This window comes from Amycolatopsis saalfeldensis (genome assembly GCF_900110575.1).
Taxonomy (GTDB): domain Bacteria; phylum Actinomycetota; class Actinomycetes; order Mycobacteriales; family Pseudonocardiaceae; genus Amycolatopsis; species Amycolatopsis saalfeldensis.
Genome location: NZ_FOEF01000004.1, coordinates 14,266 through 36,830, shown reverse-complemented (window position 1 = coordinate 36,830; position 22,565 = coordinate 14,266). Strand labels below are relative to the sequence as shown.

Annotated in this window: 23 protein-coding genes; 8 read left to right on the top strand and 15 right to left on the bottom strand. The window is 71.2% G+C overall.

The genetic code is table 11. From position 1 onward, the window contains the following. Window positions 1–103: 103 nt before the first annotated feature. The gene (locus BMY97_RS10940) at window positions 104–1,342 is read right to left on the bottom strand and encodes a helix-turn-helix transcriptional regulator (RefSeq protein WP_091616449.1); all 1,239 of its coding nucleotides are present in this window, start codon (window positions 1,340–1,342) and stop codon (window positions 104–106) included. A 231-nt stretch (window positions 1,343–1,573) separates the two neighbouring features. On the opposite strand from BMY97_RS10940, the gene BMY97_RS10935 reads away from it, so the two are divergent. Beyond that, the gene (locus BMY97_RS10935) at window positions 1,574–2,314 is read left to right on the top strand and encodes a thaumatin family protein (RefSeq protein WP_091616447.1); all 741 of its coding nucleotides are present in this window, start codon (window positions 1,574–1,576) and stop codon (window positions 2,312–2,314) included. Between the two features lie 279 nt (window positions 2,315–2,593). Here the strand turns inward: BMY97_RS10935 and BMY97_RS10930 are convergent, their stop codons facing one another. From BMY97_RS10930 to BMY97_RS10900, 7 genes are all read right to left on the bottom strand, one after another. After that, window positions 2,594–3,016 (bottom strand): MarR family winged helix-turn-helix transcriptional regulator, encoded by a 423-nt coding sequence (locus BMY97_RS10930; RefSeq protein WP_091616444.1) that lies wholly within the window; start codon window positions 3,014–3,016, stop codon window positions 2,594–2,596. Between the two features lie 85 nt (window positions 3,017–3,101). Next, window positions 3,102–3,524 (bottom strand): nitroreductase family deazaflavin-dependent oxidoreductase, encoded by a 423-nt coding sequence (locus tag BMY97_RS10925; protein WP_091616441.1) that lies wholly within the window; start codon window positions 3,522–3,524, stop codon window positions 3,102–3,104. Continuing rightward, window positions 3,521–4,147, bottom strand: coding sequence for an SDR family NAD(P)-dependent oxidoreductase (locus BMY97_RS10920; protein WP_091616439.1), 627 nt, complete (start codon window positions 4,145–4,147; stop codon window positions 3,521–3,523). The genes BMY97_RS10925 and BMY97_RS10920 overlap by 4 nt, the downstream gene beginning before the upstream one ends. 91 nt (window positions 4,148–4,238) lie before the next feature. Further along, entirely contained in the window at window positions 4,239–4,751 is a 513-nt protein-coding gene (locus BMY97_RS10915; RefSeq protein ID WP_091616436.1) for a MarR family winged helix-turn-helix transcriptional regulator, read from the bottom strand. A 9-nt stretch (window positions 4,752–4,760) separates the two neighbouring features. Then, a complete protein-coding gene (locus BMY97_RS10910) occupies window positions 4,761–5,930 on the bottom strand; it encodes an MFS transporter (protein WP_091616433.1) in 1,170 nt (389 codons plus the stop codon). After that, window positions 5,930–7,423 (bottom strand): FAD-dependent monooxygenase, encoded by a 1,494-nt coding sequence (locus tag BMY97_RS10905; RefSeq protein WP_091616429.1) that lies wholly within the window; start codon window positions 7,421–7,423, stop codon window positions 5,930–5,932. The genes BMY97_RS10910 and BMY97_RS10905 overlap by 1 nt, the downstream gene beginning before the upstream one ends. A 100-nt stretch (window positions 7,424–7,523) precedes the next feature. Beyond that, window positions 7,524–8,111: a TetR/AcrR family transcriptional regulator gene (locus BMY97_RS10900; RefSeq protein WP_091616426.1), complete on the bottom strand. Its 588-nt coding sequence runs from the start codon at window positions 8,109–8,111 to the stop codon at window positions 7,524–7,526. Window positions 8,112–8,205: 94 nt separating this feature from the next. Between BMY97_RS10900 and BMY97_RS10895 the strand changes: the two genes are divergently transcribed. Next, window positions 8,206–9,678 carry a flavin-containing monooxygenase gene (locus tag BMY97_RS10895; RefSeq protein WP_091616422.1) on the top strand — a complete coding sequence of 491 codons (1,473 nt, stop codon included), beginning with the start codon at window positions 8,206–8,208 and terminating at the stop codon, window positions 9,676–9,678. A gap of 36 nt (window positions 9,679–9,714) precedes the next feature. Beyond that, complete coding sequence (locus BMY97_RS10890) at window positions 9,715–10,713, top strand: NADP-dependent oxidoreductase (protein ID WP_091616419.1); 999 nt, start codon at window positions 9,715–9,717, stop codon at window positions 10,711–10,713. A 3-nt stretch (window positions 10,714–10,716) separates the two neighbouring features. On the opposite strand, the gene BMY97_RS10885 is transcribed toward BMY97_RS10890, so the two are convergent. Further along, complete coding sequence (locus tag BMY97_RS10885; protein ID WP_177231278.1) at window positions 10,717–11,496, bottom strand: FadR/GntR family transcriptional regulator; 780 nt, start codon at window positions 11,494–11,496, stop codon at window positions 10,717–10,719. A 217-nt stretch (window positions 11,497–11,713) separates the two neighbouring features. On the opposite strand from BMY97_RS10885, the gene BMY97_RS10880 reads away from it, so the two are divergent. Next, a complete protein-coding gene (locus tag BMY97_RS10880) occupies window positions 11,714–13,069 on the top strand; it encodes a pyridoxal phosphate-dependent decarboxylase family protein (protein ID WP_091616414.1) in 1,356 nt (451 codons plus the stop codon). Window positions 13,070–13,075: 6 nt separating this feature from the next. Here the strand turns inward: BMY97_RS10880 and BMY97_RS10875 are convergent, their stop codons facing one another. The 6 genes from BMY97_RS10875 to BMY97_RS10850 are packed head-to-tail and all read right to left on the bottom strand — an operon-like array spanning window position 13,076 to window position 18,136. Beyond that, the gene (locus tag BMY97_RS10875; protein ID WP_091616411.1) at window positions 13,076–13,648 is read right to left on the bottom strand and encodes an NADPH-dependent FMN reductase; all 573 of its coding nucleotides are present in this window, start codon (window positions 13,646–13,648) and stop codon (window positions 13,076–13,078) included. A gap of 29 nt (window positions 13,649–13,677) precedes the next feature. Then, window positions 13,678–13,968, bottom strand: coding sequence for a Dabb family protein (locus BMY97_RS10870; RefSeq protein WP_091616408.1), 291 nt, complete (start codon window positions 13,966–13,968; stop codon window positions 13,678–13,680). Continuing rightward, on the bottom strand, window positions 13,961–14,944 hold the full coding sequence (locus BMY97_RS10865; RefSeq protein WP_091616406.1) for a cupin domain-containing protein: 984 nt from the start codon (window positions 14,942–14,944) through the stop codon (window positions 13,961–13,963). The genes BMY97_RS10870 and BMY97_RS10865 overlap by 8 nt, the downstream gene beginning before the upstream one ends. A gap of 56 nt (window positions 14,945–15,000) precedes the next feature. Further along, complete coding sequence (locus BMY97_RS10860; protein WP_091616403.1) at window positions 15,001–15,843, bottom strand: LLM class flavin-dependent oxidoreductase; 843 nt, start codon at window positions 15,841–15,843, stop codon at window positions 15,001–15,003. A 7-nt stretch (window positions 15,844–15,850) separates the two neighbouring features. Next, window positions 15,851–17,281, bottom strand: a complete 1,431-nt coding sequence (locus BMY97_RS10855) for an aldehyde dehydrogenase family protein (RefSeq protein ID WP_091616400.1) — start codon at window positions 17,279–17,281, stop codon at window positions 15,851–15,853. 12 nt (window positions 17,282–17,293) lie between these two features. After that, window positions 17,294–18,136, bottom strand: coding sequence for a 1-deoxy-D-xylulose-5-phosphate synthase N-terminal domain-containing protein (locus BMY97_RS10850; RefSeq protein WP_091616398.1), 843 nt, complete (start codon window positions 18,134–18,136; stop codon window positions 17,294–17,296). Between the two features lie 209 nt (window positions 18,137–18,345). Here BMY97_RS10850 and BMY97_RS10845 point away from each other — a divergent pair, with 209 nt between their 5' ends. From BMY97_RS10845 to BMY97_RS10830, 4 genes are read left to right on the top strand one after another with little or no spacing between them, the layout of a single operon-like run. Next, window positions 18,346–19,377: a transketolase family protein gene (locus BMY97_RS10845; RefSeq protein ID WP_091616395.1), complete on the top strand. Its 1,032-nt coding sequence runs from the start codon at window positions 18,346–18,348 to the stop codon at window positions 19,375–19,377. Between the two features lie 11 nt (window positions 19,378–19,388). Further along, the gene (locus tag BMY97_RS10840) at window positions 19,389–20,714 is read left to right on the top strand and encodes a M24 family metallopeptidase (RefSeq protein WP_218156761.1); all 1,326 of its coding nucleotides are present in this window, start codon (window positions 19,389–19,391) and stop codon (window positions 20,712–20,714) included. A 9-nt stretch (window positions 20,715–20,723) separates the two neighbouring features. After that, the gene (locus BMY97_RS10835; RefSeq protein ID WP_091616392.1) at window positions 20,724–21,608 is read left to right on the top strand and encodes an NAD(P)-dependent oxidoreductase; all 885 of its coding nucleotides are present in this window, start codon (window positions 20,724–20,726) and stop codon (window positions 21,606–21,608) included. Window positions 21,609–21,630: 22 nt separating this feature from the next. Further along, complete coding sequence (locus BMY97_RS10830; protein ID WP_091616390.1) at window positions 21,631–22,542, top strand: LysR family transcriptional regulator; 912 nt, start codon at window positions 21,631–21,633, stop codon at window positions 22,540–22,542. Window positions 22,543–22,565: the final 23 nt, after the last annotated feature.

Sequence of the window (22,565 nt, the reverse complement as noted above, 5' to 3'; positions counted from 1 at the left end):
TAATCCGGGCAGAAGAATTGCACGGCAATCGGTTGTTTTCTTCCCGGATCCGGGTATGCGGGGTTATCCGGGAGCTTATCCCAGCCGGAACGGAAATGGTCGGTCAGCCGGCCGGCTGCCATTCCGGATCGAGCAGGTGGAAACGGAGTTCGTCGCGGCCCCGCACGCCGAGCTTGCGGTAGACCTGCGAAAGGTGGAACTCGACCGTGCGCACGGCGAGGAACTGCTTGGCCGCGATGTCCTGGTTGCGGAAGCCGGCCAGGGCGAGAAAGGCGACCTTCAGCTCGGTCGGGGTCAGCGCCGGGCCGGGCCGCGGATCGAGCCCGCGCAACGCCTCCTCGGCCCGTGCCGCGCGATGCCGGTTCCCGGCGCCGTGGAATCCCGCGGCCGCCTTCATGAACTGCACGCGGGCGAAGGCGCGCTGCCCGCTACGCAGCAGCCACCGGCCGAGTTCGTAACGGGCCTCGCCCGCCTCGATCGCCGCTTCGCCGACGTCCAGCAGCTCCGCGGCTTCGCCGAGCAGGTCGATCTCGTGCCCGTCGCCGGCCAGCAGCGCGACGCCGGCCAGCGCCTCCCCCACCACCCTGGGCTCGCCCCAGGCCAACGCGGCTTCGTGCTCCTCGCGGGCCAGCTCCGCCGCCAGCTCGGCGTCGCCAATGGCACGCGCGCACCACGCCGCCCGCCGCCGCCACGGGGACACCGCGGGATTGACCACGCCCTGTGCGGTGAACTGCCGCCCGGCGGCCAGGTGATCGGCCAGCGCGGCGCGGAAGTTCCCGCCGGCCATCGCCATCAGCCCACGGGCACACCGCAGCTCCGGCCCGCCCCGCACGTCGCTGCCGTATCCGCCGAGCAGCGCACCCGCCTCCGCCGGCTCACCCCGACCGACCAGCAACTCGACGGTTTCGGCCACGATCACCGACCGCAGCTCCGGCCCGATCGGCCGGCGGCGGAGCTGCTCGTACAGCTCCGCCGCGGTGTCCGGATCACCACGCCACCGGGCGGTGCGGGCACGGATGAGCGTGCCCCGGTCGAGGAGTTCGCCGTACGCGTGGCGGGCGTCGGGGTGGTCACAGCTCTGGTGATCCCGATGGCCGAGCCGGGCGGCCGCGCGGTCGGCGGTGGTCAGTTCCCCGGCGAGTACCAGCGTGGTCAGCGCGTCGAGGGCGCAGTCGGGGCGCGCGGCGCAGGCGGGATCGGCCAGGGCCAGCTCGGCCTCGTGGACCGCGGACGCCGGGTGCCTGCCCGCGCGGGCGAGCGCGATCGCCCGCCGCGCCGGGCACGAACCGGGCGGGGACGGCGGCGGACCGGATTTCCCGGGCCGCGAAAGGCGGGACGACACAGCGGAAACACCCCCGGTGGGACGGGGAGAAGGTCCGCGGAGCCCGCGCCGCCCACACCGTTTCCGAGAATGGGGACCGCTGCCGGATTCGTCAATACTCGTGGCGGTGCCTGACCGGTTGTCTGTCTCGCCGGGGTTCGCCGGAAATGTGCGGCCGGACCGTAAAGACGGATCCCGACGCCGCGGCGACACTTTTGTGCGTACCCCGGTCCCGGACACGGAGGAACAGCGATGCGCAGAGCCCTCTTCCCGGTGCTGGCCGCCCTCGTGGCCGCCGCGCTGATGACCGCAGGCCCGGCGGCGATCGCCGCGGACGGCCCCACCGTCACCTTCGTCAACCAGAGCGGCGAAACGCTCTGGATCGGCAGCACCGTCAACGCCGACGGCTCGGAGAACCTGAGCGGGCTGCCGGTCCTCGAGGACGGTCGGCAGGCCACGGTGACCGTGCCGGCGTCGGCGCAGCACTGGCGGGGCAAGTTCTTCGGCCGGCAGGGCTGCACCGGCGATTCCGGCAGCTCGTTCCACTGCGCGATCGGCGACTGCGGGCCGGACGCCGGCGGGTGCGCTACCGGGGAGCAGCCGGCGAGCCTGGCCGAGTTCAACTTCGACCCGCAGGACCAGCTGGCCCCCTGGTACGACGTGAGCTACGTGAACGCGGTGTCCCTGCCCATCACGATCGATCCCGCGGGCAGCGGCGCCCGCTCGCCGAGCGCCGAATGCGAGCCCGTCGGCTGCTCGGACCCGCTGCTCCAGTACTGCCCGCCGGAGAACCTGACCACGGACGGCAACGGCAAGCCGGTCCTGTGCACCAACCCGAACCGCGACGCCAAAACCCCTTACAGCGACGCGATTTCCAGCCACTGCCCGAAGGCGTACGCGTGGTCCGAACAGGACACCGAGGGCGGCAACCAGACCGTCCGGCAGTGCCGCGGCTGCAGCGGCTTCACCGTCACCTTCCACCACGGCGCCTGACCCGGCCCGCGGAGGAAGCACGAGGAGGCGGTAGGCCATGATCAGGAAGAACCGGATGCTGACGGCCGGGGCCGCGACGGTCCTCGCCGCCGCGCTGGCCGCGGGCGCACCGGCGGCGACCGCCGCGTCCGGGCCGGTGGCGCGTTCGACCGTGTGCGACGGCGACGGCACCAGCGGGAAACGCGTCCAACCGGCTCGATGCCCGCACACGCTTCGCCGCGAACGCCGAACTCCGCACCTGCCCCCGATGCGCGGCACTGCACCCGGACGTCTGATTCGCTACGCACTGCCGGTGAGCGAGTCCGCGAACTCGGCCAGCAGTTCCTGGAATTTCGCGCGCCGGGCCGGGGTGAAGGCCGCCAGCGCCTGGTCGATGACGGCTTCGGCTTTTGGCGTGGCCGCGGCGAGCGTGCGGCGGCCCGCGGGGGTCACGTGGTTGTCCACGATGCTGCCACGGCCGGTGGTGCGTTCGACGAGGCCCCGATCCTGGAGCCGCTGCAGCAGGCCGCTGAGGGTTTGTGGGGTGTGCAGGGTGATTCTGGCCAGCTCGGAGGCCGAGGCGCCCGGCTGTCGCGCCAGCTCGCGCAGCGCCACCCACAGGCCCAGGTTGAGGTCGAACGGGCGGAGGGCCTCGTCCATGCGCTGGGCCAGCACGTGTTGCGCCCGCTTGAGCGTCAGGCCGAATTCGACCTCCGGTGACATCTGCGGTCCTGGCTTGCTGTTCACGGCCACCGCGTCAGGGTAACAGGCGCCTTCCAGGGCGAAGGCACCTTCCGTACGACGGCCGTCACTTCGGGTCGAGCACCAGCAGCGGGATCTGCCGGTCGGTCTTCTCCTGGTACTCGGCGTACGACGGATACGCCGCCACCGCGCGCGCCCACCACTCGGCCCGCTCGGCGCCCTCGGCTTCGCGCGCGACGAAGACCTTGGTCACGGTCCCGTCCTGCAGCGAGAACTCAGGGTGCGCCTTGATGTTGTAGTACCAGGTCGGATGGCCGGGAGAACCCTGCTGGGACGCGATGACGGCGTACCGGCCCTCGTGCTCCACCCGCATCACCGGCGTATAGCGAAGTTTGCCGGTCTTCGCGCCCCGCAACGTCAGCAGCACGATCGGCGACCCGAGTATCTCGACGCCCGCCGTGGTCCCGGTCTCCAGGATCTTCCTGGCCTGGTCCCGCACGTGCTCCCTGGGGCTGAATTCGACGGTCATTTCCTCGACCTCCCGGTCCGGTGGGAAAGTGGCTGGATAAGGCGCGCCCAGGAGCCGGTGGCTGGGCCAGGTTCCCCGCTTGACGGCCTGGGCGACGATCGCCACCGCTCAGGCCGGATCACCGACGGGACCGCCGTCGCGCTCGAGCATCGCGCCGATCGTGGACTCGTAGCCCGCGGGACGGTGAGGACTCGCACGCCGAACGGCGCGGTTTCCGCCGCGAGCGCCCGGCTGAACCCGTCGACGGCGAACTTGGCCGCCTGGTAGGCGGCGAGGCCCGGGACTCCGCCGACCCGTCCGCGGGCCGAGGAGAACTGCACGACGGTGCCGCCGCCCTGGGCCCGCAGGTGCGGCGCGACGTTCGCATAGCCGGCGTTGTTGACGACCACGTCGAGCCGGCCGAAGCGTGCGAGGGCGGTTGCTATCGCGGTGTGGACGGCGCCGGGGTCAGTCACGTCTAGGGCCAGCGCGAGCAGCCGGTCGCCATGTGAAGCGGCCAAATCCGCGAGCTGCTCGGGACGGCGCGCCGTCGCGACGACACGATCTCCCGCTTCGAGTACGGCTTGGGCCAGTGCGCGGCCCAACCCGCGTGAGGTGCCCGTGATGAACCATGTCTGCGCCATGTCCGCCTCTCCGCTCACCGATGAAGGCACCATAACTCATGAAGGTGCCTTCAATCCAGTGCACGTCGACGGGGCCAGCCTGCCCGGCGAGTCAGCCGGGGCCTTCCAAGGCAAGCAGCAGGGTGCGGAGATCGTCGTTCAGCCGGCGCTGGGCCGAAGAGTCCAGTGAGGACAGCAGAGCCTGCTCGGTCTCGCTCTTGACACCGAAGACCTCCATCGCCCGTTGCTCGCCCGCCGGGGTCAGCGTGACCAGGACCGAGCGGCGGTCGCCGGGGTCGAAGTCCCGGACGACCCAGCCGTTGCGCTCCATCTTGGTGACCCGGTTGGTGACCGCGCCCGAGGTGAGCTGCAGCTGGGTCATGAGCGCGCCCGCGCTGAGGCGGTGCTCCGGTTCGGTGCGGATGAGGCAGGCGAGCAGTTCCAGCTCCCACAGCTCGATCCCGTGCGGCGCCAGGTCGCGTTTGATCTCGGTTTCCAGCCGGTGGGCCAGCCGGCGCACCCGGTACGCGAGCGCCTTCGCCTGAGCGACGCCCGGCTCCTGCCGGTCCGCGATGACCTCGATCATCCCGTCCACATAGTCCTGTTGCCCCGGGCGCGTCGCCATCGTCCCATCCTAACCGCGAACGCCGGCCGTCTTGGCGTTCACACGTTCCCAGCGGCTCGAAACCCCGGCGAGCACGAGCCCGGTCAGCGCCAGCGCCGCGCCGGCCAGGCTCGGCGCGGTGTAGCCGAAACCGGCGCCGATCAGGGCGCCGCCGAGCGCGGCGCCACCCGCGTTGGCGATGTTGAACCCGGACTGCACCGACGCGGCCGCCAGGGTCGGCGCCTCCCCGGCCGCGCGGATGATGCGCAGCTGCACCGGGGGGATCACCAGCCCCGAAGCCAGCCCGATCACCCCGACCGTCACCAGTGCCGTGACCTCGTTGTGGACCGCCAGGGCGAACAAGGCCAGCGCCACCGCGAGAGCACCCAGCGCCACGTACGTCGCGGGGAGCAGCGCGCGGTCGGCCAGCCGTCCGCCGGCCAGGTTGCCGGCGGACGAGCCCAGGCCGAACAGCGCCAGCGCCACGGCCAGGCCGATCGGCCCGGCGCCGGCCAGCGAAGTGAGCGTCGGGGTGATGTAGGAGTACGTGGCGAACACCCCCGCGAAGCCGAAGGTCCCGACGGCCAGTGTGAGCAGCACGGCCGGCCGGGTGAAGGCCCGCAGCTCCGCGCGCAGCCGGACCGGCGAGTGGACGGGGTCGGACGGCACCAGCAGCACGATGCCCAGCACGGCGAGCAGGCCGAGCACCCCGATCAGCGCGAACGCGAGCCGCCAGCTGACCGCGTTGCCGAGCGCCGTGGCCGCGGGCACGCCGACGATGTTCGCCACGGTCAGGCCGGTGAACATCAGCGAGATCGCCCGCGCCTCGCGTCCTTTGCCGGCCAGCCCGGTCGCGACCACCGAGCCGACGCCGAAGAACGCGCCGTGCGGCAGCGCGGTCAGCACCCGGGCGGCCATCAGCCAGCCGTAGCCGGTGGCGGCCGCCGCGGCGAAATTGCCGACGGTGAAGATCACCATCATGCCGAGCAGCAAGTGCTTGCGGCGGAACCGTCCCGACACCGCCGTCAGCAGTGGCGCGCCGATCACCACGCCGAGCGCGTACCCGGTGATCAGGTAACCGGCCTGCGGAATCGAAACGTGCATTCCGTCGGCGACCGCGGGCAGCACGCCCATCATGGCGAACTCGGTCGCGCCGATGCCGAAAGCGCCGAGGGCCAAGGCGAACAGAGCCGGTGGCATTACGAGTGGTCCGGAGTGGTCCACGCGGCGATCGCGTCGAAAAGCCCGGCCGGTGAAGGCGCGGCGTACGCGATGTACCCGTCCGGCCGGATCAGCGCCACACGCACGTCGTGCCACGCTTCGCGTCCGGGCCCGTCGGGAAGCGGCGCGGCATGGACCTCGACGTGCGCGGCAGTCAGCCCCGCGAGCGAGCCGTCCGTGGTGAAGTCGAGGAGCAGGAACCGATCCGGGCGCAAGACCCGCAGGAGGGTGCCGTGCGCCAGCGGCAGATCCGGCGCGCGCGTGCCGATCAGCGGATGGGCCCCGTCCGGGCTCGGGTAGGCCACCGCCAGTCCGGAAAGGACACCGGCCAGCCGCCGGTTTACCTCGCCGCCCTGGGCGATGAAGCCGCTGAACATTTCGCGCAGGGCGCCGCCGGCCGGGCTGAACGTGTGCATCAGCGCGTCCTGCGCCCGGGTGTTGGCGACGAGCTGCTCCGCGACCGGGCGCCGCTCGGCGTCGTACCCGGCCTCCCCGTCGGTCATCTCCTTCGGCGCCCAGCCCCGCACCTCGGCGGCCAGCTTCCAGGCGAGGTTGGTGGCGTCCTGCAGTCCCACGTTGAGGCCCTGGCCACCGGCGGGCAGGTGCACGTGCGCCGCGTCGCCGGCGAGCATGACGCGGCCGGCGCGGTACGTCGCGGCGTGCCGGCCGGCGTTGCTCGACCTGGACAGCCACGAAGGGCTGTGCGCGCCGAAGTCCCGGCCGCAGATGGCGGTGAGCGAATCGAGCAGCTCCGGGAGGGTGAACGGTTCGGCCTGGCGGCGCCGAACCTCCACTGAGGACAGTCCGACGTCGCCGGCCTTGAGGCCGAACACCCGCGTCGTGGTCTCCGTCAGCGGGACCACGCTGACGTGACCCGCCAGGTTCCAATAGTACTGGGCACGCTCGACGGGCTCCGCCAGCCGCACGTCGGCGCCGAAGCCGACCTGATCCGGCTCGGTGCCGGGGAAATCGATGCCGGCCGCCCGGCGCACCAGGCTGTGCGCGCCGTCCGCGCCGATCAGGAACCGCGCGGAGTGCCAAGCCTCCCCGACGCGGACCCGCACCTCGTCCGCCGACTGCGTCACCTCGGCCACTTCGGCGCCGTAGTGCACCGGAACCGACCTGGCGCGCAAGGCGTCGGCGAGAATCCGTTCGGTACGCCATTGCGGGATGTGCAGCACGAACGGGAACGCCGAGTCGAGACCGCGGTAGTCGAGCCGGTCCGGCAGCGTCGCGAAGTGCGCGTCCGGCACCTGCCTTCCCTCCGCCACCAGCACGTCGCTGATCCGGCGGCCATCGGCGCCCTCGAGCATCGTGAGCACCTCGAGCGTGCGCGGGTGCATGGTCGACCCCCGGGACTGACGACTGGGCCCGCTGTTGCGCTCGTACACCTCCACGCGCACACCGGCCGCGTCCAGCAGCGCGGCGGCCATCAACCCGACGGGACCGCCGCCGACCACGATGACGTCCATCTTCCGAACTCCCCTCGCCCGTAGCTTTCTCTGAACATGAAGATAATGAATGTTGGCAAATGTGGCAAGGGGTTGGCCCGCAAGAGAATCCCGGCCTGACTTACTCCCCCAGGGAGGACGCGACGTGCAGCGCCCGGACCGCGGCGTGGACCCGGGCCGCCACGGCGTCGGCATCGGATGCGTCGAGCTTGCCGTCGAGGTGAAGGAAGGCCAGGCCGTGCACCAGTGCCCACACGGCGGTCGAGAGCGCTTCCGGCTCGGCACCGGGAAACGCCCGCTCGACGATGCCGCTGACGTAACCGGAGATGGCGGCGGTCGCGGCGACGCGCTCAGGACTGCCCGGATCACAGGGCTCCACGAACATCACCCGGAACAGCGCCGGATGATCGAGGGCGAACCGGACGTACGCGACGGCGACCGCGGCCAGATCATCGGCCGTCGAGGGCTCCGGATGCGCCTCGTTCAGCTTCGCGCCGAGCTCGCCGTAACCCTCCGCCGCGACCGCGGAGACCAGGGCATCCCGATCGGCGAAGTGACGGTAGGGCGCCGTCGCGGAAACGCCGGCCCGCCGCGCCACCGCCCGCAGTGACAACGCCGCGCTGCCGTCCTCCTCGAGCAGCTCTCGCGCCGCGCGCAGGCAGGCGGCGCGCAGGTCGCCGTGGTGGTACCGGTCAGCGGCCTTGGCCATGGATCACTCCCGCGCAATGTTGACGGTGCTCACATCGCCGTCTAATGTGAGCGCTGTACACATCCTAGCCGCCGCCGAGGACCCTGGAGGGACGATGGCCCCGCACCACCACGTGGCGATCATCGGAACCGGCTTCGGCGGGCTCGCGGCCGCGGTCCGCCTGCGGCGAGCCGGGTTCGACGACCTCGTCCTCCTGGAGCGGGCCGGCGACGTCGGCGGAGTCTGGCGCGACAACGACTACCCGGGCGCAGCGGTCGACGTGCAGAGCGATCTGTACTCCTTCTCGTTCGCGCCGAACCCCGGCTGGCGCACCACCTACGCCAGGCAGCCCGAGCTGCACGCTTACCTCAGGAAGGTCGCCGACCAGTTCGGGCTCCGCCACCGGACGGTCTTCGCCTGCGAGGTCGAACGGCTCGACTGGGACGCCGCCGAGCAGCTGTGGCGACTCCGCACCACCCGAGGGCCACGAACCGCCACCCACGTCGTCGTCGCGACGGGCGCGCTCGCGGACCCGGTCGTTCCGGACCTGCCGGGCCTGGACCGGTTCGGCGGGGTCAGCTTCCACTCCGCGCGGTGGGACCACGGCCACGACCTGGCCGGAAAGCGGGTCGCGGTCGTCGGCACCGGCCCCTCGGCCGTGCAGTTCGTGCCGGCCATCCAGCCCGAAGTCGAGCGGCTGACGGTGTTCCAGCGAACCCCGGCCTGGGTCGTTCCCCGGCACGACCGCGAAACCGGCGAGCTTCGGCGTCGCCTGTACCGGGTCGCGCCGGTCCTGCAGCGGCTGGCCCGATTCTCCCGTTACGTCCGTCGCGAATGGACGGTGTTCGCCTTCCGGCACCCGGCGCTGATGAAGCTGCCCGAGCGCGCGTCCCGCAAGCACCTCGAGCGGCAGGTCCCCGATCCCGCCTTGCGCACCGGGCTGCTCCCCGGATTCCGCTTCGGCTGCAAGCGCGTCCTGATCTCCGACGACTACCTGCCCGCGCTCGCGCAGCCCAACGTCTCGCTGGTCACCGACGGCATCCGCGAGATCGACGAGCACGGCATCATCGACGGCACCGGCACCCGGCACGCGGTCGACACGATCATCTTCGGCACCGGGTTCCGCACCAGCACGCTGCCCCTGACCGACCGGATCCACGGCGCCGACGGCCGCACGATGGCCGACGTCTGGGGCGACCGGCCCAGCGCGTACCTCGGCACCGCCGTCGCCGGCTTCCCCAACTGCTACCTGATGCACGGGCCGAACGTCGGGCTCGGCCACACCTCCGTGATCCACATGCTGGAGTCGCAGGCCAACTACCTCGCGGCCGCGGTGAGCCACGCCCGCGACCACGGGCTCACTTCCGTCGAGCCGACCGCCGCGGCCCAGGAAGACTTCACCAGCCACGTCGAAGCGCTCGGCGCCGGCAGCGTCTGGACCACCGGCGGCTGCCGGAGCTGGTACCTCAACGACAACGGCGTCAACACCAACATCTGGCCGGGCACCACCCTCGAGTTCCGCCGGCGGACCCTGCGCTTCGACCCCGCCCACCATCTGCGGCACCGCAGGATCGCCGGCTCACTCTGACCACATCGGACACCAACGGAAAGCGAAGTGCTTGTCATGCGGGGATATCTGTTGACCCGGTACGGAGAAGCGGATGCCATGGAGCTGGGCGAGGTCCCCGAACCGTCCCCCGGCGCCGGCGAGGTGCTCATCCGGGTCCGCGCGGCCGGGCTGAACCCGATCGACTACAAGGTGCGGGCCGGCCAGCTGCGCCTGCTGACCCGGCTCGACCTGCCGATGGTCGCGGGCAGTGAGCTGGCCGGCGTCGTCGAAGGGCTCGGCGCGGGCAGTACCCGGTTCGCCGTCGGGGATCGGGTGTACGCCCGGGTGGACAAGACGAAACTCGGCGCCTTCGCTCAGTACGCGGTGGTCGACGAAAGCATCGTGGCGAAGATGCCGGAGTCCCTGGATTTCCCCGAAGCCGCCGGGCTTCCGCTGGCCGGTCTGACCGCGTTGCAAGGCCTGCGCGACGAGCTGGCGGTCTCCCCGGGTGATCGGGTGTTCATCTCCGGCGGCGCCGGCGGGGTCGGCACCCTCGCCATCCAGCTGGCCGGCTGGCTGGGCGCGAAGGTGGCCACCACCGCGTCGACCCGCGGCGAGGAACTGGTGCGCTCCCTGGGCGCCGAAACGGTGATCGACTACCGGACGCAGAAGTTCAAGGACGTCCTGAGCGACTACGACGCGGCGTTCGACCTCACCGGCGGGCCGGACCTCGCAGACAGTTTCACGATCCTCAAGCCCGGCGCCAAGACAGTCTCCATCGCGGGAATCCCCACGCCGGTCACCGCGAAGGAGTACAACGCGGGACCGCTGGCCACCACGCTGCTGCGGATCGCGAACACCAAAACCCTCTGGCAGGCCCGGCGAAAGGGTGTCGGCTATCGCCACATGTTCATGCGCCCCAGCGGGGAAGACCTCGAACTGCTGGCGGGCCTCGTCGACAGCGGCCGGCTGAAGGCCATAGTGGACCGGGTCTTCCCGTTCGAACAGATCGCCGACGCCTTCGCGTACCTGGAGCAGGGACGGGCGAAGGGCAAGGTCGTCGTCCGGCTGTGATGGTCAGAGACCCTGGTCCCAGCCGGGCAGGTCGAGCCTGAGGTGTTCGAGGAGCGCGCGCTGGTGGGCGACGCAGGCACGGTCGAACTCGCCGCGCCGGCCCCGCGCGAGCGCCCGGGCCATCGGCTCGTGCAAGGCGATCTGCTCCTCGAACGCCGCCCCGGTGAGCCACCGCGGCGACTTCTTGGCCGACACCCAGGATTCGTAGGCCTTCTCGACCAGAGCGGTGTGGATGCTGGAGAAGACGCTCGTCAGGAACCGGTTTCCGGCCAGGCGCACGATCTCGACGTGGAACACCGTGTCCGCGGCGATCCATTCGGACGCGCTGCCCCGTGCCCCGGTCAAGTCGGCCAGCGCCCGGTCGAGCGGTTCCAGCTCGCGGGCGCCGCGCGCGATGGCCTGCCGGCCCGCGGTCAGTTCCAGCAGGAACCGCAGCTGCGCCGCTTCGCCCAGCGACTCGGGTTCGAGCCGCAGCATCAGGTCGATGCTCGCGTCGACCATCGTGGACGGATCACGCAGCACGTAGGCGCCGGAACCGGGCCGGATGATCACGAGGCCCTGCACCGCCAGCGAGCGCAGCGCCTGGCTGACGGTCAGCCGGGAGCTGCCCACGAGTTCGGCCAGCCGCCGCTCGCTCGGCAGCCGCTCGCCTTCGGCGATGCCCTGGTCGAGGATGTAGTTGCGGATCTGGTCGGCGACCCGGTCGGCGATCCGGGAGAACGACTCGACCTGGAACGACGCGCCGATGCCCGCATCCCCGGATCGACCACCTGGCGTAACCATTGTCCCTGTGCTCCCGCAGCCCTCTCGGCAACCGGCGCCCACGTCGCACCGGCCACGACCGTCCGGCTCATGGTAACGGCTGCCGTCCCGTCCGGCCGCAGCGGCGCGCCACTCCTGCCCTCGTCCGCTTTCGGACTGGTGGCTAAGCCAGTTCAGGGTGTCCGAACGGTACTGTCGAGTCTGGCGCATCTGTCGCCCGAAGCGTTAGCCTGCAACGATGTTCCCGAAACTGGCCGAGGATCTCGCCGAGCTGCCCGCTCTCCTCGAAGAAACCCGTGCCTACGCCGAGCGGATCCTCACGGGTCTCGACGCCCGCCCGGTCGCCACCGGGCCGGTGGAGCACCCGCCGGCCGCGCTGCCCGAGGACGGGACCGGCCTGCGCGGCGCGCTGCGGACGTTCGCCTCGCGGTGGGAGCCGGGCTTTTCCGCCAGCGCCGGACCGCGGTATCTGGGATTCGTCACCGGCGGCACCACTCCCGCCGCGCTCGCGGGCGACTGGCTGACCGCGGCGCTGGACCAGAACGCGCACGGCGCGGTCGGTTCCTCCGCCACCGCGCTGGAGCGAGAGGCCGTCTCGTGGCTCGGCGCGCTGTTCGGGCTGGACCGGCCCGGGGCCTTCGTCACCGGCGCGACGATGTCCAATCTGGTCGGACTGGCCACCGGCCGGGAGTGGCTCGGCTCGCTGTCCGGCGGCTCCGTCGCGGAGGACGGGGTGACCACGCCGATCCGCGTGCTGTCCGGAACGCCGCACTCCAGCATCGCCAAGGCCATGTCGGTGCTGGGCCTGGGCCGCCGGAACCTCGTCCCGGTAGCGACCCTGCCGGACCGCGAGGCGGTTGACGTGGCCGCGCTGGAACGCGAACTCGCCGCCGGACCGGCCATTGTGGTCGCCAACGCGGGCACCGTGAACACCGTCGACTTCGACGACCTCCGCGCCATCGCGGCGCTGAAGTCCCGCTACGAGTTCTGGCTGCACGTCGACGCCGCGTTCGGCGGTTTCGCCGCGGTCTCGCCCGACTTCGCGCCGCTGCTCGACGGCTGGGCGGAAGCCGATTCGGTGTGCGTGGACCTGCACAAGTGGCTGAACGTCCCGTACGACTCGGCCGTGCAGTTCACCCGGCGGCCGGATCTGCAGCTGCGGGTGTTCGAGAACGTGTCGAGTTATCTCGGCGCACCCGCCGACACCCCCGACTTCATGCACCTGACCCCCGAGACCTCCCGGCGCCTGCGGGCCCTGGCCGCGTGGTTCGCGCTGGCGGCGTACGGCCGTGCGGGCTACCGGGAAATCGTCGAGCGCAATGTCTTTTGTGCCAAGGAAATGGGCGCGCGGCTGGACCGCGGGTCCCGCTGGCGGCTACTGGCGCCGGTCCGGTTGAACGTCGTGTGCTTCACCCTCGCCGCCGACGCCACCACCGAGCGGGTCAAGGAAGCCCTCGACGCGGTCGCGCGCAGCGGCGAAGCCTTCCTGACCCCCACGGTTCATCACGGCACACCAGCCGTCCGCGCCGCCTTCAGCAACTGGCGCACCACCGCGGCCGACGTCGATCGCATCTGCACCGCGCTGGGCGCCTGAGCGTCGTCAGCGGTCCCGGCGCAGGACCTTGAGCGCATCACTGGCCCGCCGCAGCTCGTCGAACATCGACTTCGCCGCGGCGGTCATGATGTCATTCGCGTTCAGCTGGTCTTCTTCGTCGATCAGGCTGTGCACGAACGGAATGGACACCGCTTCCAGGATCGGCATCATCTTCAGCGTGGTGACCACTTCCTTGATCATCTGCGCGGCCCGGGTGCCCGCCGAGACGCCGCCGTAGCTCACCAGCCCGACCGGCTTGTACTCCCATTCCTGGTGGAGGTAGTCGATGGCGTTTTTCAACGGCGCGGTGAAACCGTAGTTGTACTCGGGCATCACGAACACGAACGCGTCCGCCGCGTCCACTCTGGCGCTCCATTCCCGGGTGTGCCGGTGGATGTACTGGCGCAGCCGCGGATGGTGCGGCTCGTCCATCATCGGCAGGTTCACCTCGGCGAGATCAACCGGGTCGACGTGCTCGAACCCGCCGTGTTCCCGCGCGGCCGCCTCGATCCATCCGGCCACCGTCGGCCCGATCCGGCCCGGCCGGGTGCTGGCGGTGATGACCTGCAGCGTCGGCACAACACATCTCCTTCGTCTCAAGAGCAATTTCAGTAGTCGATGGCGAACCGGTCGGTACTCAGCCGGTCGAGCTCGGCGAGCAGTTTCCGGTGTGCGGGGTGGTGCCAATATTCGCCGCGCAACGCGTTCTCGTCGGTGATCCGGACGAAGCAGCCCACGGTGTAACCACGCTCGCGGCCGGACGGATTGGTGTTCTCGCCCCAGGTGATTTCCCGGACGCTGGCGAGTTCCACGATCGCCGCGCCGAACTCGCCCAACGCGGCGACGAGCGCGGCCTCTGTCCCTTCGGCCGGCCGGAAGGCGAGGTAGTGGTCAAGCACGTCGCTCGCCTCCTCCGCAGTAGTCGGCCTCGAACCGGTCCCAGTCCGACGGCCAGCGGTAGCTGTGCAGCTGCGGCGGCACCGGCGCCTGCGTCTCGAGCCACCGCACCCGGCCGCCTTCGGTGTTGTAACAGGCGTGGGTCGTGCCGACCCCGGCGAGCGCCGCGTCGCCCGGCCGGAAGTGGTGGACCTGGCCGCCGAGTTCGAAGTCCGTCTCGCCGGCCAAAAAGAAATAGCCCTCTTCGAACGGGTGATCGTGGCTCTGCGCCGCTCCGCCGACTTCGTAGTCGACCATGAACAGGGTCAGCAGGTGCGCGCCGCGGTTGCGGTCCACCAGCATTTTCACCGAGATCCCGCTGTAGGTGAGCAGCGCGCTGTACATTCCGGCGGACTCGCGACCACGAGCCGGCGTCTTGACGGCCTCGGCCAGGTGATCGGGATCAGTGCCCTCGTAGTGGCCGACCAGCCGCAGCGTGGGATCGCCGAGATCCGGCGGCGCCGCGCGGGAGATCACATCAGGCGCGCCGGTCGGGAAGAACGTGTCGCGCCGGCCGGATTCGGGCTGGAACGACACCGGGCTGCTCACGTCGAGCCAGCGTGCCTCCGCGCTGCTCCGGTTGGCGCAGGCGAAAACCGCGCCCTGCGGGATGAACGCGAAATCACCCGGCCGCAGGAGGTACGCGTGGTCCTCCAGCTGCACCACCATTTCCCCGTCGAGCACGTACAGCGCCTGTTCGCCGGCCCGGACGTGCGCGGGCACCCGTCCCCCGGGTTCGAGCCGGCCGATCCCGAGATCGGTGTGCACGGAACCGGTACCGGCTCCGATCAGCTCAAGCCGGTCGAATCCCTCGGACCGGCCGGCGAACTGCCACGGGGTGACCGCGGCGGTCCAGTCCTGGCGGACCACCGCGCTCGGGCCGTGTGCGGGCGTTCGTTCGACGATGTGGTTGCCGTGCGAAGGCATCGTGGCTGTCACAACTGAGTCCCTTCTTCTTTGCCGGGTCCTTTACAGACTGTCCTTTGTGGAACGGGTCACCCCACGGCGGCTCTGAGCGCCTCGAGGTGCTCCGGCTCGGCCGAGGTCGGAAGCAGCAGCAGCTCGCTGAAGCCGGCCTCCGCGATCCGGTCCCGGGTCTCGACCAGCCGCCCGGAATCGGTGACGACGTGGCTCGCCAGCTCGGCCGCGCGTTCCGCGCCGAGAAAGCTGTAGTAGCGATGGAGGTGCCGGTCGGCGTCCTCTCGCGCCCGGGGACCGGCCGCGGCGTAGATCATCGCCACCAGACGGGGCGCACCCGGCTTTCGCGCCTCGGCCCAGGCGGCCCGCACCTCGGTGGCCAAGGCGGCCGTCCGGTCCCACGCGCCGAGCCCCGCCGCGGCGATCCAGCCGCCGCCGTGCCGGACGACCCGGCCCACCGTCGCCTGGCTGTTGCCGCCGAAAAGCAAGCGCTCCCCGGGCATCCCCGCGACCGAGGGAAACCCGGCGTCCAGCTGATCGTCCAAGATCCGGCCACGCCGGGAGAAGTCGACCCCGCACGCGGCATAGTCGTCCTGACGGCGGCCGACGCCGATGCCGAGTACCAGCCGGTGCTCGCTGAGCCGGTCCAGCGTGGCGATCTGCTTGCGGAACAAGGCATTCCCGGCCCGCAGGGGCGCCACCAGCACGCTGGTCATCAGCCGCGCGCGAGTGGTCACCGACGCCACGGTGGCCAGCGTGAGCAGGGACTCCAGGCTCGGGTACTGCACCCGGTCCGTGCACGCGAGGGTGCTCGCGCCGAGGTCTTCGGCCTGCCGCGCCCAGCGCACCAGCTGGGCCGGGGTGACGCCCTCGACGTCCGCCGGCAGGCCGACCCCGATGTCGATCGCTACCACAGCCACTCCCCGCTCATCGCAGCGTCACCAGACGTGGTTCGGTCATCTCGGCCATCGCGTACCGCGGGCCCTCGCGGGTGTTGCCCGAGTCCTTCACCCCGCCGTAGGGCTGCTGGTCGGCGCGGACCGTGGGCACGTCGTTGACGTACACGCTGCCGAACTCCAGCCGCCGGACCGTCTTCAGCGCCTTGCCGATGTCGTTCGTGTACACGCCGGCGTTGAGTCCGTAGCGCGAGTCGTTCGCCAGGTCGAGCGCGGTGTCGAAGTCGGCGAACTCGGTCAGGGTCACCACCGGCCCGAAGATCTCCTCGGCCTGCACCCGCATCGTGGCCGTGACGTCGCTCAGCACCGCGGGCGTGACGACGTTGCCGATCCGCTCCCCGCCGATGTCGGCCCGGGCGCCGCCGCCGATCGCCTCACCGATCCAGGACTCGACCCGGAGCGCGTCCTTGGCACTGATCAGTGCGGAGACGTCGACGTCCTCGGCCAGGGGATCGCCGACCTTCAGCCCGGCCACCCCGGCGACCAGCGCCTCCCGGAACCGCGCGGCGACGGCGGCGTGCACGTAGATCCGCTGTGTCGACACACAGGACTGGCCGGCCTGAACGAAGCCGGCCGACGCCGCCTTGACCGCGGCGGTCTCCCAGTCGCTGTCCGCGTCCACGATCAGCGGCGCGTTCGAACCGAGTTCCAGGCGCACCTTCTTCTTCGGTGCCCGGGCGGCGATGCCCCAGCCCACCCCGGGCGATCCGGTGAACGTCACGTACGCGACGTCCGGCTCCCTGACCAGGGCATCGCCGACCTCGGCTCCCCCGCCCGGCACGACGTTCAGCCAGCCCGGTGGAAGCCCCGCGTCCAGCAGCAGTTCGGCGAGCAGCAGCGAGGACAACGGGGTCTGCGACGCCGGTTTCAGCACGACCGGACAGCCGACCGCGATGGCCGGCGCGACCTTGTGCGCGACCAGGTTCAGCGGGAAGTTGAACGGTGCGATCGCCGCCACCACGCCGACCGGCACCCGCAGCGTGAACGCCACCTTGCCCTGGCCTGAGGCCGCGGCGTCCAGCGGGACCATGTCCCCGGTGTAGGTCCGGGCTTCGGCGGCCGCGAACGAGAAGGTGTCGATCGTCCGCTCCGCCTCGAGGCGCGCGGTCCGGATCGGCTTCGCGCACTCGACGGCGATCGTCCGGGCGAACTCCTCCTTGCGGCGGCCGAGCCCCTCGACCGCCGCGTCGAGCACGGCGATCCGCGTCGCCCGGTCGAACCGGTCCGCCCGCAGGGCATCCCGGGCCGCGGCGACCGCACGCGAAACCTCGGCCGCGCCCGCCTGCGGGACCTCGGCGATCGCCGCGCCGTCGTACGGCGAGTAAAGCGTGGTCATCCGATCGGCGGCGAGCCACTCACCGTCGATCAGGAGTCCGCGCGGGGACGGGATTTCCAGGCTCATCAACGCTTCTCCTCACCACGTCCGCGCGGGCACCCGCACGGCATTCGCTTCACCCTCGGCGCAGACTTTGCGCGCCTGTTCGACGGTGTCCGGGTCGAGCTTGAGGAAGTGGCCGTCCGCCTCGTCCGGCAGCACGGAGTCCAAACCGGACAGTGTCCACGTCGATCCGATCAGGACACTCGGGCGCGGATTCTCGCGCAGGCGCGCGAGGCCATCGCGGATCGCGGCGACGTCGTGACCGTCGGCCTCGCCGACCTCCCAGCCGAAGGACCGCCACTTGTCGGCGACCGGGTGGAGCGTGGTGATCGACTCGGTCGGCCCGTCGACCTGGCTGTTGTTCCGGTCCAGCACCACGGTCAGGTTCCCGAGGCCGTGGTGCGCGCTGAACAGCGCGGCCTCCCACACCTGGCCCTCCTCCATTTCCCCGTCGCTCATCAGCACGTACACCTGCCGATCCGACCCAGCGAGCCGTTGCGCCAGCGCCAATCCGGCGGCCACGGACAGCCCTTGCCCGAGGGAGCCGCACGTCGCGGTCAGGCCCGGGGTCTGCTCGGTGCCGATCGCTTCGAGCCGGCTGCCGTCCCGTCCGTACGTCGCCAGCTCGGCCGGGTCGACCAGTCCCACCTCCACCCCGGCGGCGAAATGGACGATGGAGTAATGGCCCGGCGAGACGACCAGCCGGTCGTGGCCCGGGCGCAGGGCGGTCAGGTACAGCGCCGCGGCCAGCTCGGCGGACGACAGCGCCTGGCCGAGGTAGCCGTAGCCCTCGATCGCGACCATGTCGACCGCGCGCCGCCGGATGCGCCAGGCGGCACGACGCAGCGCCTCATCGTCGTCCCGGCTTGGGTTTGTCATGGGTGATCACCAGTTTCACGCTCTCGGATCTGGCCGAAGCCGCCAGCAAGTGGACTAGTGGCTTAGCCAATATTCCGACAGCGGCCAAGCCTTGTCAAGCGGCGCCGAAGCACTTGACAGCGACTCGGCCGAGCTATCACACTCGGTTCGAATTGGCTAAGCCAATAGTCCAATCCTCTGAGCCCGAGCCGAGCTGGAAGTGATCGACGATGCCACTGCAGCCGCCCTACCGGACCATCCTCAAGCCGTACGGACAGGCCCTCGTCCGGTACGCGGCCGAGCACCCGGAGGTGATCTGCCTCGGCGCCGACCTGACGCGGCAGACCGAGACCGACCTCTTCCGGGACGACGCCCGGCTCGCGTCCCGCTTCTTCAACGGCGGCATGGCGGAGCAGAACCTGATGGGCGTCGCCGCCGGCCTGGCCCGCGAGGGGCGCACAGTTTTCGTCAACACCTTCGGCGTGTTCGCCACGCGGCGGCCGTTCGAACAGGTCGCCATGCAGATCGCGTACGCGAACCTGAATGTGAAGCTCATCGGCCTGATGCCAGGCCTGTCGTCGCCGGGCGGGCCAAGCCACCAGGCCATCGACGACGTCGCGGTGATGCGGGCGCTGCCGAACTTCACCGTCGTCGACGTCGCCGACGCCACGGAGGTGACGCAGGCGGTCGCGGCGGTCGCCGAACGCCCCGGCCCGGTCTACTTCCGGCTCAAGCGCGGCGAAATCCCGGTCATCTTCGAGGACGGCCACGTGCTCGACCTCGACCGCGCGAAGGTGATCGACCCCGATCCCGCGCGGGAGACCATGACCGTCGACTCCGTCATCTTCGCGTCCGGGATGCTCGTCGCTTCGGCCCTGCGCGCGGCGACCGCGCTGCGCGAGGCCGGGCTGGTGATCGATGTGGTCAACGTGACCACCATCAAACCGCTGGACGCGACGACCGTGCGCAGGCTCTCGGCCGAGGCCCGATCCGTGGTGACGGCCGAGAACCACACCATCGTCGGCGGTCTTGGCAGTGCCGTCGCCGAAGTCCTTGCCGAGGCAGGCTTCAGTCCGCCCCTGCGCCGGGTCGGCATCCAGGACCGGTTCGGGCAGGCCGCCAGCGCGCGGTTCCTGTTCGCCGAATACGGCCTCACCGCGCAGCACATCGTCGACGCGGTCTGGGAGCTGGCGGGCCGGGACGGCGAACGCCCGGCCGTCGCCGAGATCGAGACCGCCCCCGGTTCCTACTCACCCGTCTGAAAGGGAGTTCCATGTCCACCGTCAAGGCCCAGCCCTGGCAGCCGAGCGAGGCCGCCCGGGACACCACCCCGGTCGCCTCACCCGGCACCTTCATGTCCACCGATTGGGAGAACCGGGTCAACTTCGCCCGGCTGCGCGAGCAGCGGCTCGCCCGCGCGATGGCCGAACTGGAAACCGGCGATCTCGGCGCGATCCTGTTGTACGACATGAACAACATCCGCTACGTCACCGGCACGCACATCGGCAACTGGGCCCGGGACAAGCTCTTCCGCGCCTGCCTGCTGGTGCGCGGGCACGCGCCCATCCTGTGGGACATCGGCTCCGCCGCGCGCCTGCACCAGCAGTACCTCACCTGGCTGCCCGAGGAGAGCTGGCGGGCCGGCCTGTCGACCTGGCGCGGGGCGATCGACACCGAAGTAGGCGTCGAGGCGGGCAACGCGCGCAAGATCGCCGACGTCCTGCGCGAGCACGGCCTCGCCGGTGAGCCGCTGGGCATCGACGTGGTCGAGATCCCGCAGCTGCGGGCCCTGGAAGCCGAAGGGCTGCACGTGGTCGACGCGCAGGGCCTGATGATGCGGGCCCGGCAGATCAAGACCGCCGACGAGATCGCCCTGCTCGACCAGGCCGCCGGCCTCGTCGACGCCGCGTACGAAAAGCTGTACCAGTTCCTTCAGGTCGGGGTGAAGGAGAACGAGACCGTCGCGCTGGTCAACAAGACGCTGTACGACCTCGGCAGCGACGAGGTCGAGGCCGTCAACGCGATCTCGGGCGGACGCTGCAGCCCGCACCCGCACGTGTTCAGCGACCGGATGATCCGGCCGGGCGACACCGCGTACTTCGACATCGTCCACTCGTTCCAGGGCTACCGCACCTGCTACTACCGGACGCTGAACGTCGGCAGCGCGACCTCGGCCCAGCGCGACGCCTACCGGCGGGCGCGGGAAGCGATCGACGGCGCCATCGCCCAGGTGCGGCCGGGTGCGTCGAGCGCGGACGTCGTGGCGTCGTTCCCCTCGGCGCAGGACATCGGTTTCTCCTCCGAGGAGGAGGCTTTCGGCCTGCAGTACGCCCACGGTGTCGGCCTGTCGGTGTGGGAGAAGCCGCTGATGAGCCGGTACCACTCGTTCGAGCACCCGATCGAGGTCAAGGAGGGCATGGTCTTCGCGCTGGAGACCTACTGGCCCACCCCGGACGGCAGTTCGGCGGCGCGGATCGAGGAGGAGGTCGTGGTCGAAAAGGACGGCGCCCGCGTGATCACGCGCTTCCCGGCCGACGAGCTGCTCGTCACCGGAGTGCGCTACTGGAACGGCATCGACCTCCCCGCCACTGCCCGTTAGGAGTCCGTCATGCGGATCGGCTTCATCGGCCTCGGGAACATGGGCCGTCCCATGGCCGAGCGGCTGCTCGGGTCCGGCTGGGACCTGACCGTGCACAACCGGACCCCGGCCAAGGCCACCTCGCTGGTCGAGGCCGGCGCCCGCTTCGCGCCCGCCATCGCGGACCTGCGCGGCTGCGACGTCGTGCTCAGCATGGTCGGCACTGACGACGACCTGCGCGCGATCACGCTCGGCCCGGGCGGCCTGTTCGACACGCCGAGCACCGGGGTGCTGCTGGTCGACTGCTCCACCGTCGGCGCCGAGGTCACCGAGGAGGTGGCCTCGGCGGCCCGGACGGCCGGCGGCGACGTGCTGGCCGCACCGGTCGCCGGCGGCCCGTCGGTCATCCCGGACGGCGGCCTCGCGATCGTGTGCAGCGGCGCCCCGGCGGCGTACGAACGGGCCGAGGCCGTGCTGGAGTCGTTGGCCCGCAAGGTGATCTACGCCGGCGAGGGCGCGACCAGCCGGCAGGTGAAGATCCTGCACAACCTGATCGTCGCGGTGATCGCGCACGCGGTCGCCGAGGTGAGCGTGCTCGGCGAGGCCATCGGGGTCGCCCGGGCCGACCTGCTGGAGTTCGTCGGGGCGGGCGCGATCGGCAGCCCGTTCATCCGGTACAAGGCCGAGCAGATGAAGTCGCTCGACTTCTCGGCGGCGTTCACCACGGCGCTGATGGCCAAGGATCTCGACCTGGGCCATGCCCTCGCCGCGGGCCGCGCCGACACTCCCCTGGTCGACCACACCCGGGCGACGCTGCACGACCTGCTCGCCGCGGGGTGGGGCGAGCAGGACATCGCCGCGCTGGTCGCGTACCTGGCCGGGCGCAACGGGATCGACCTGCTCCCCCAGCCGTAGACCGCCCGCCGGAGAACAAACCATGGAACTTCGCCAGCTCGGCTACTTCGTCGCCGTGGCCAAGGACAGCAGCTTCACCAAGGCCGCCCAGCGGCTGCACCTGAGCCAGTCGGCGCTGTCGATCGCGATCCGCGCGCTGGAACGGGATCTCGGCGCGCGCCTGTTCGACCGCACCCGGCGCGAAGTGACGCTCAGCGATGCCGGCCGTGCCCTGCTGCCCGAGGCGCTCCGGGTCCTCGCCGCCGCCGACGCGGCCAGGGCCGTGGTCGGCGAGGTCGGCCACGGTCTTCGCGGCACCGTGCGGATCGGCTTGATGCAGGCGTCACCACTGGTCGACATGGCCCGGATCCTGCACAGCTATCACCGGGAACGGCCGCTGGTGAAGATCCTCCCGCGCCCGGCCGAGGGGGGATCCGTCGCGCTGGCGGACGCGCTGCGCGCCGGCGATCTCGACGTCGCCGTCGCTTCGCTGCCCGGCGGCCCGCACGCCGGGCTCCACCTCGCCCCGCTGGCCGCCGAGCCGATCCGGCTGATCACGCCGCCCGAGCACCCCCTCGCCGCCCGCCGCACCGTGTCGGTCCAAGACCTGGCCAACGAGGATTTCGTCGATTTCCCGGCCGGATTCGGCACCCGGTCCGCTGTGGACACCACGTTCGCCGAAGCCGGCCTCGAGCGCGGGATCTGCATCGAGGTCTCGGACCTGGCCACCCTCGCCGAACTGGTCCGGGCCGGTCTGGGCCTGGCCGCGCTGCCCCTTTCCCTGCTGCCGAACCGCGGCCGGCTCGCGGTCGTCGACATCGAGCCGGCGCCGATCTTCGAAGTCGCGCTGGCCCTGCCCGCGGACCGGCGCCCGAAGGCGGCGACCCAGGCCTTCGTCGACCTGGTCGGCGCCATGCACCCGGTCGAGAACGCCGTGGTCCGGGCCGGGCGGTGACCGCCGGCCCGGACCCACCGCCG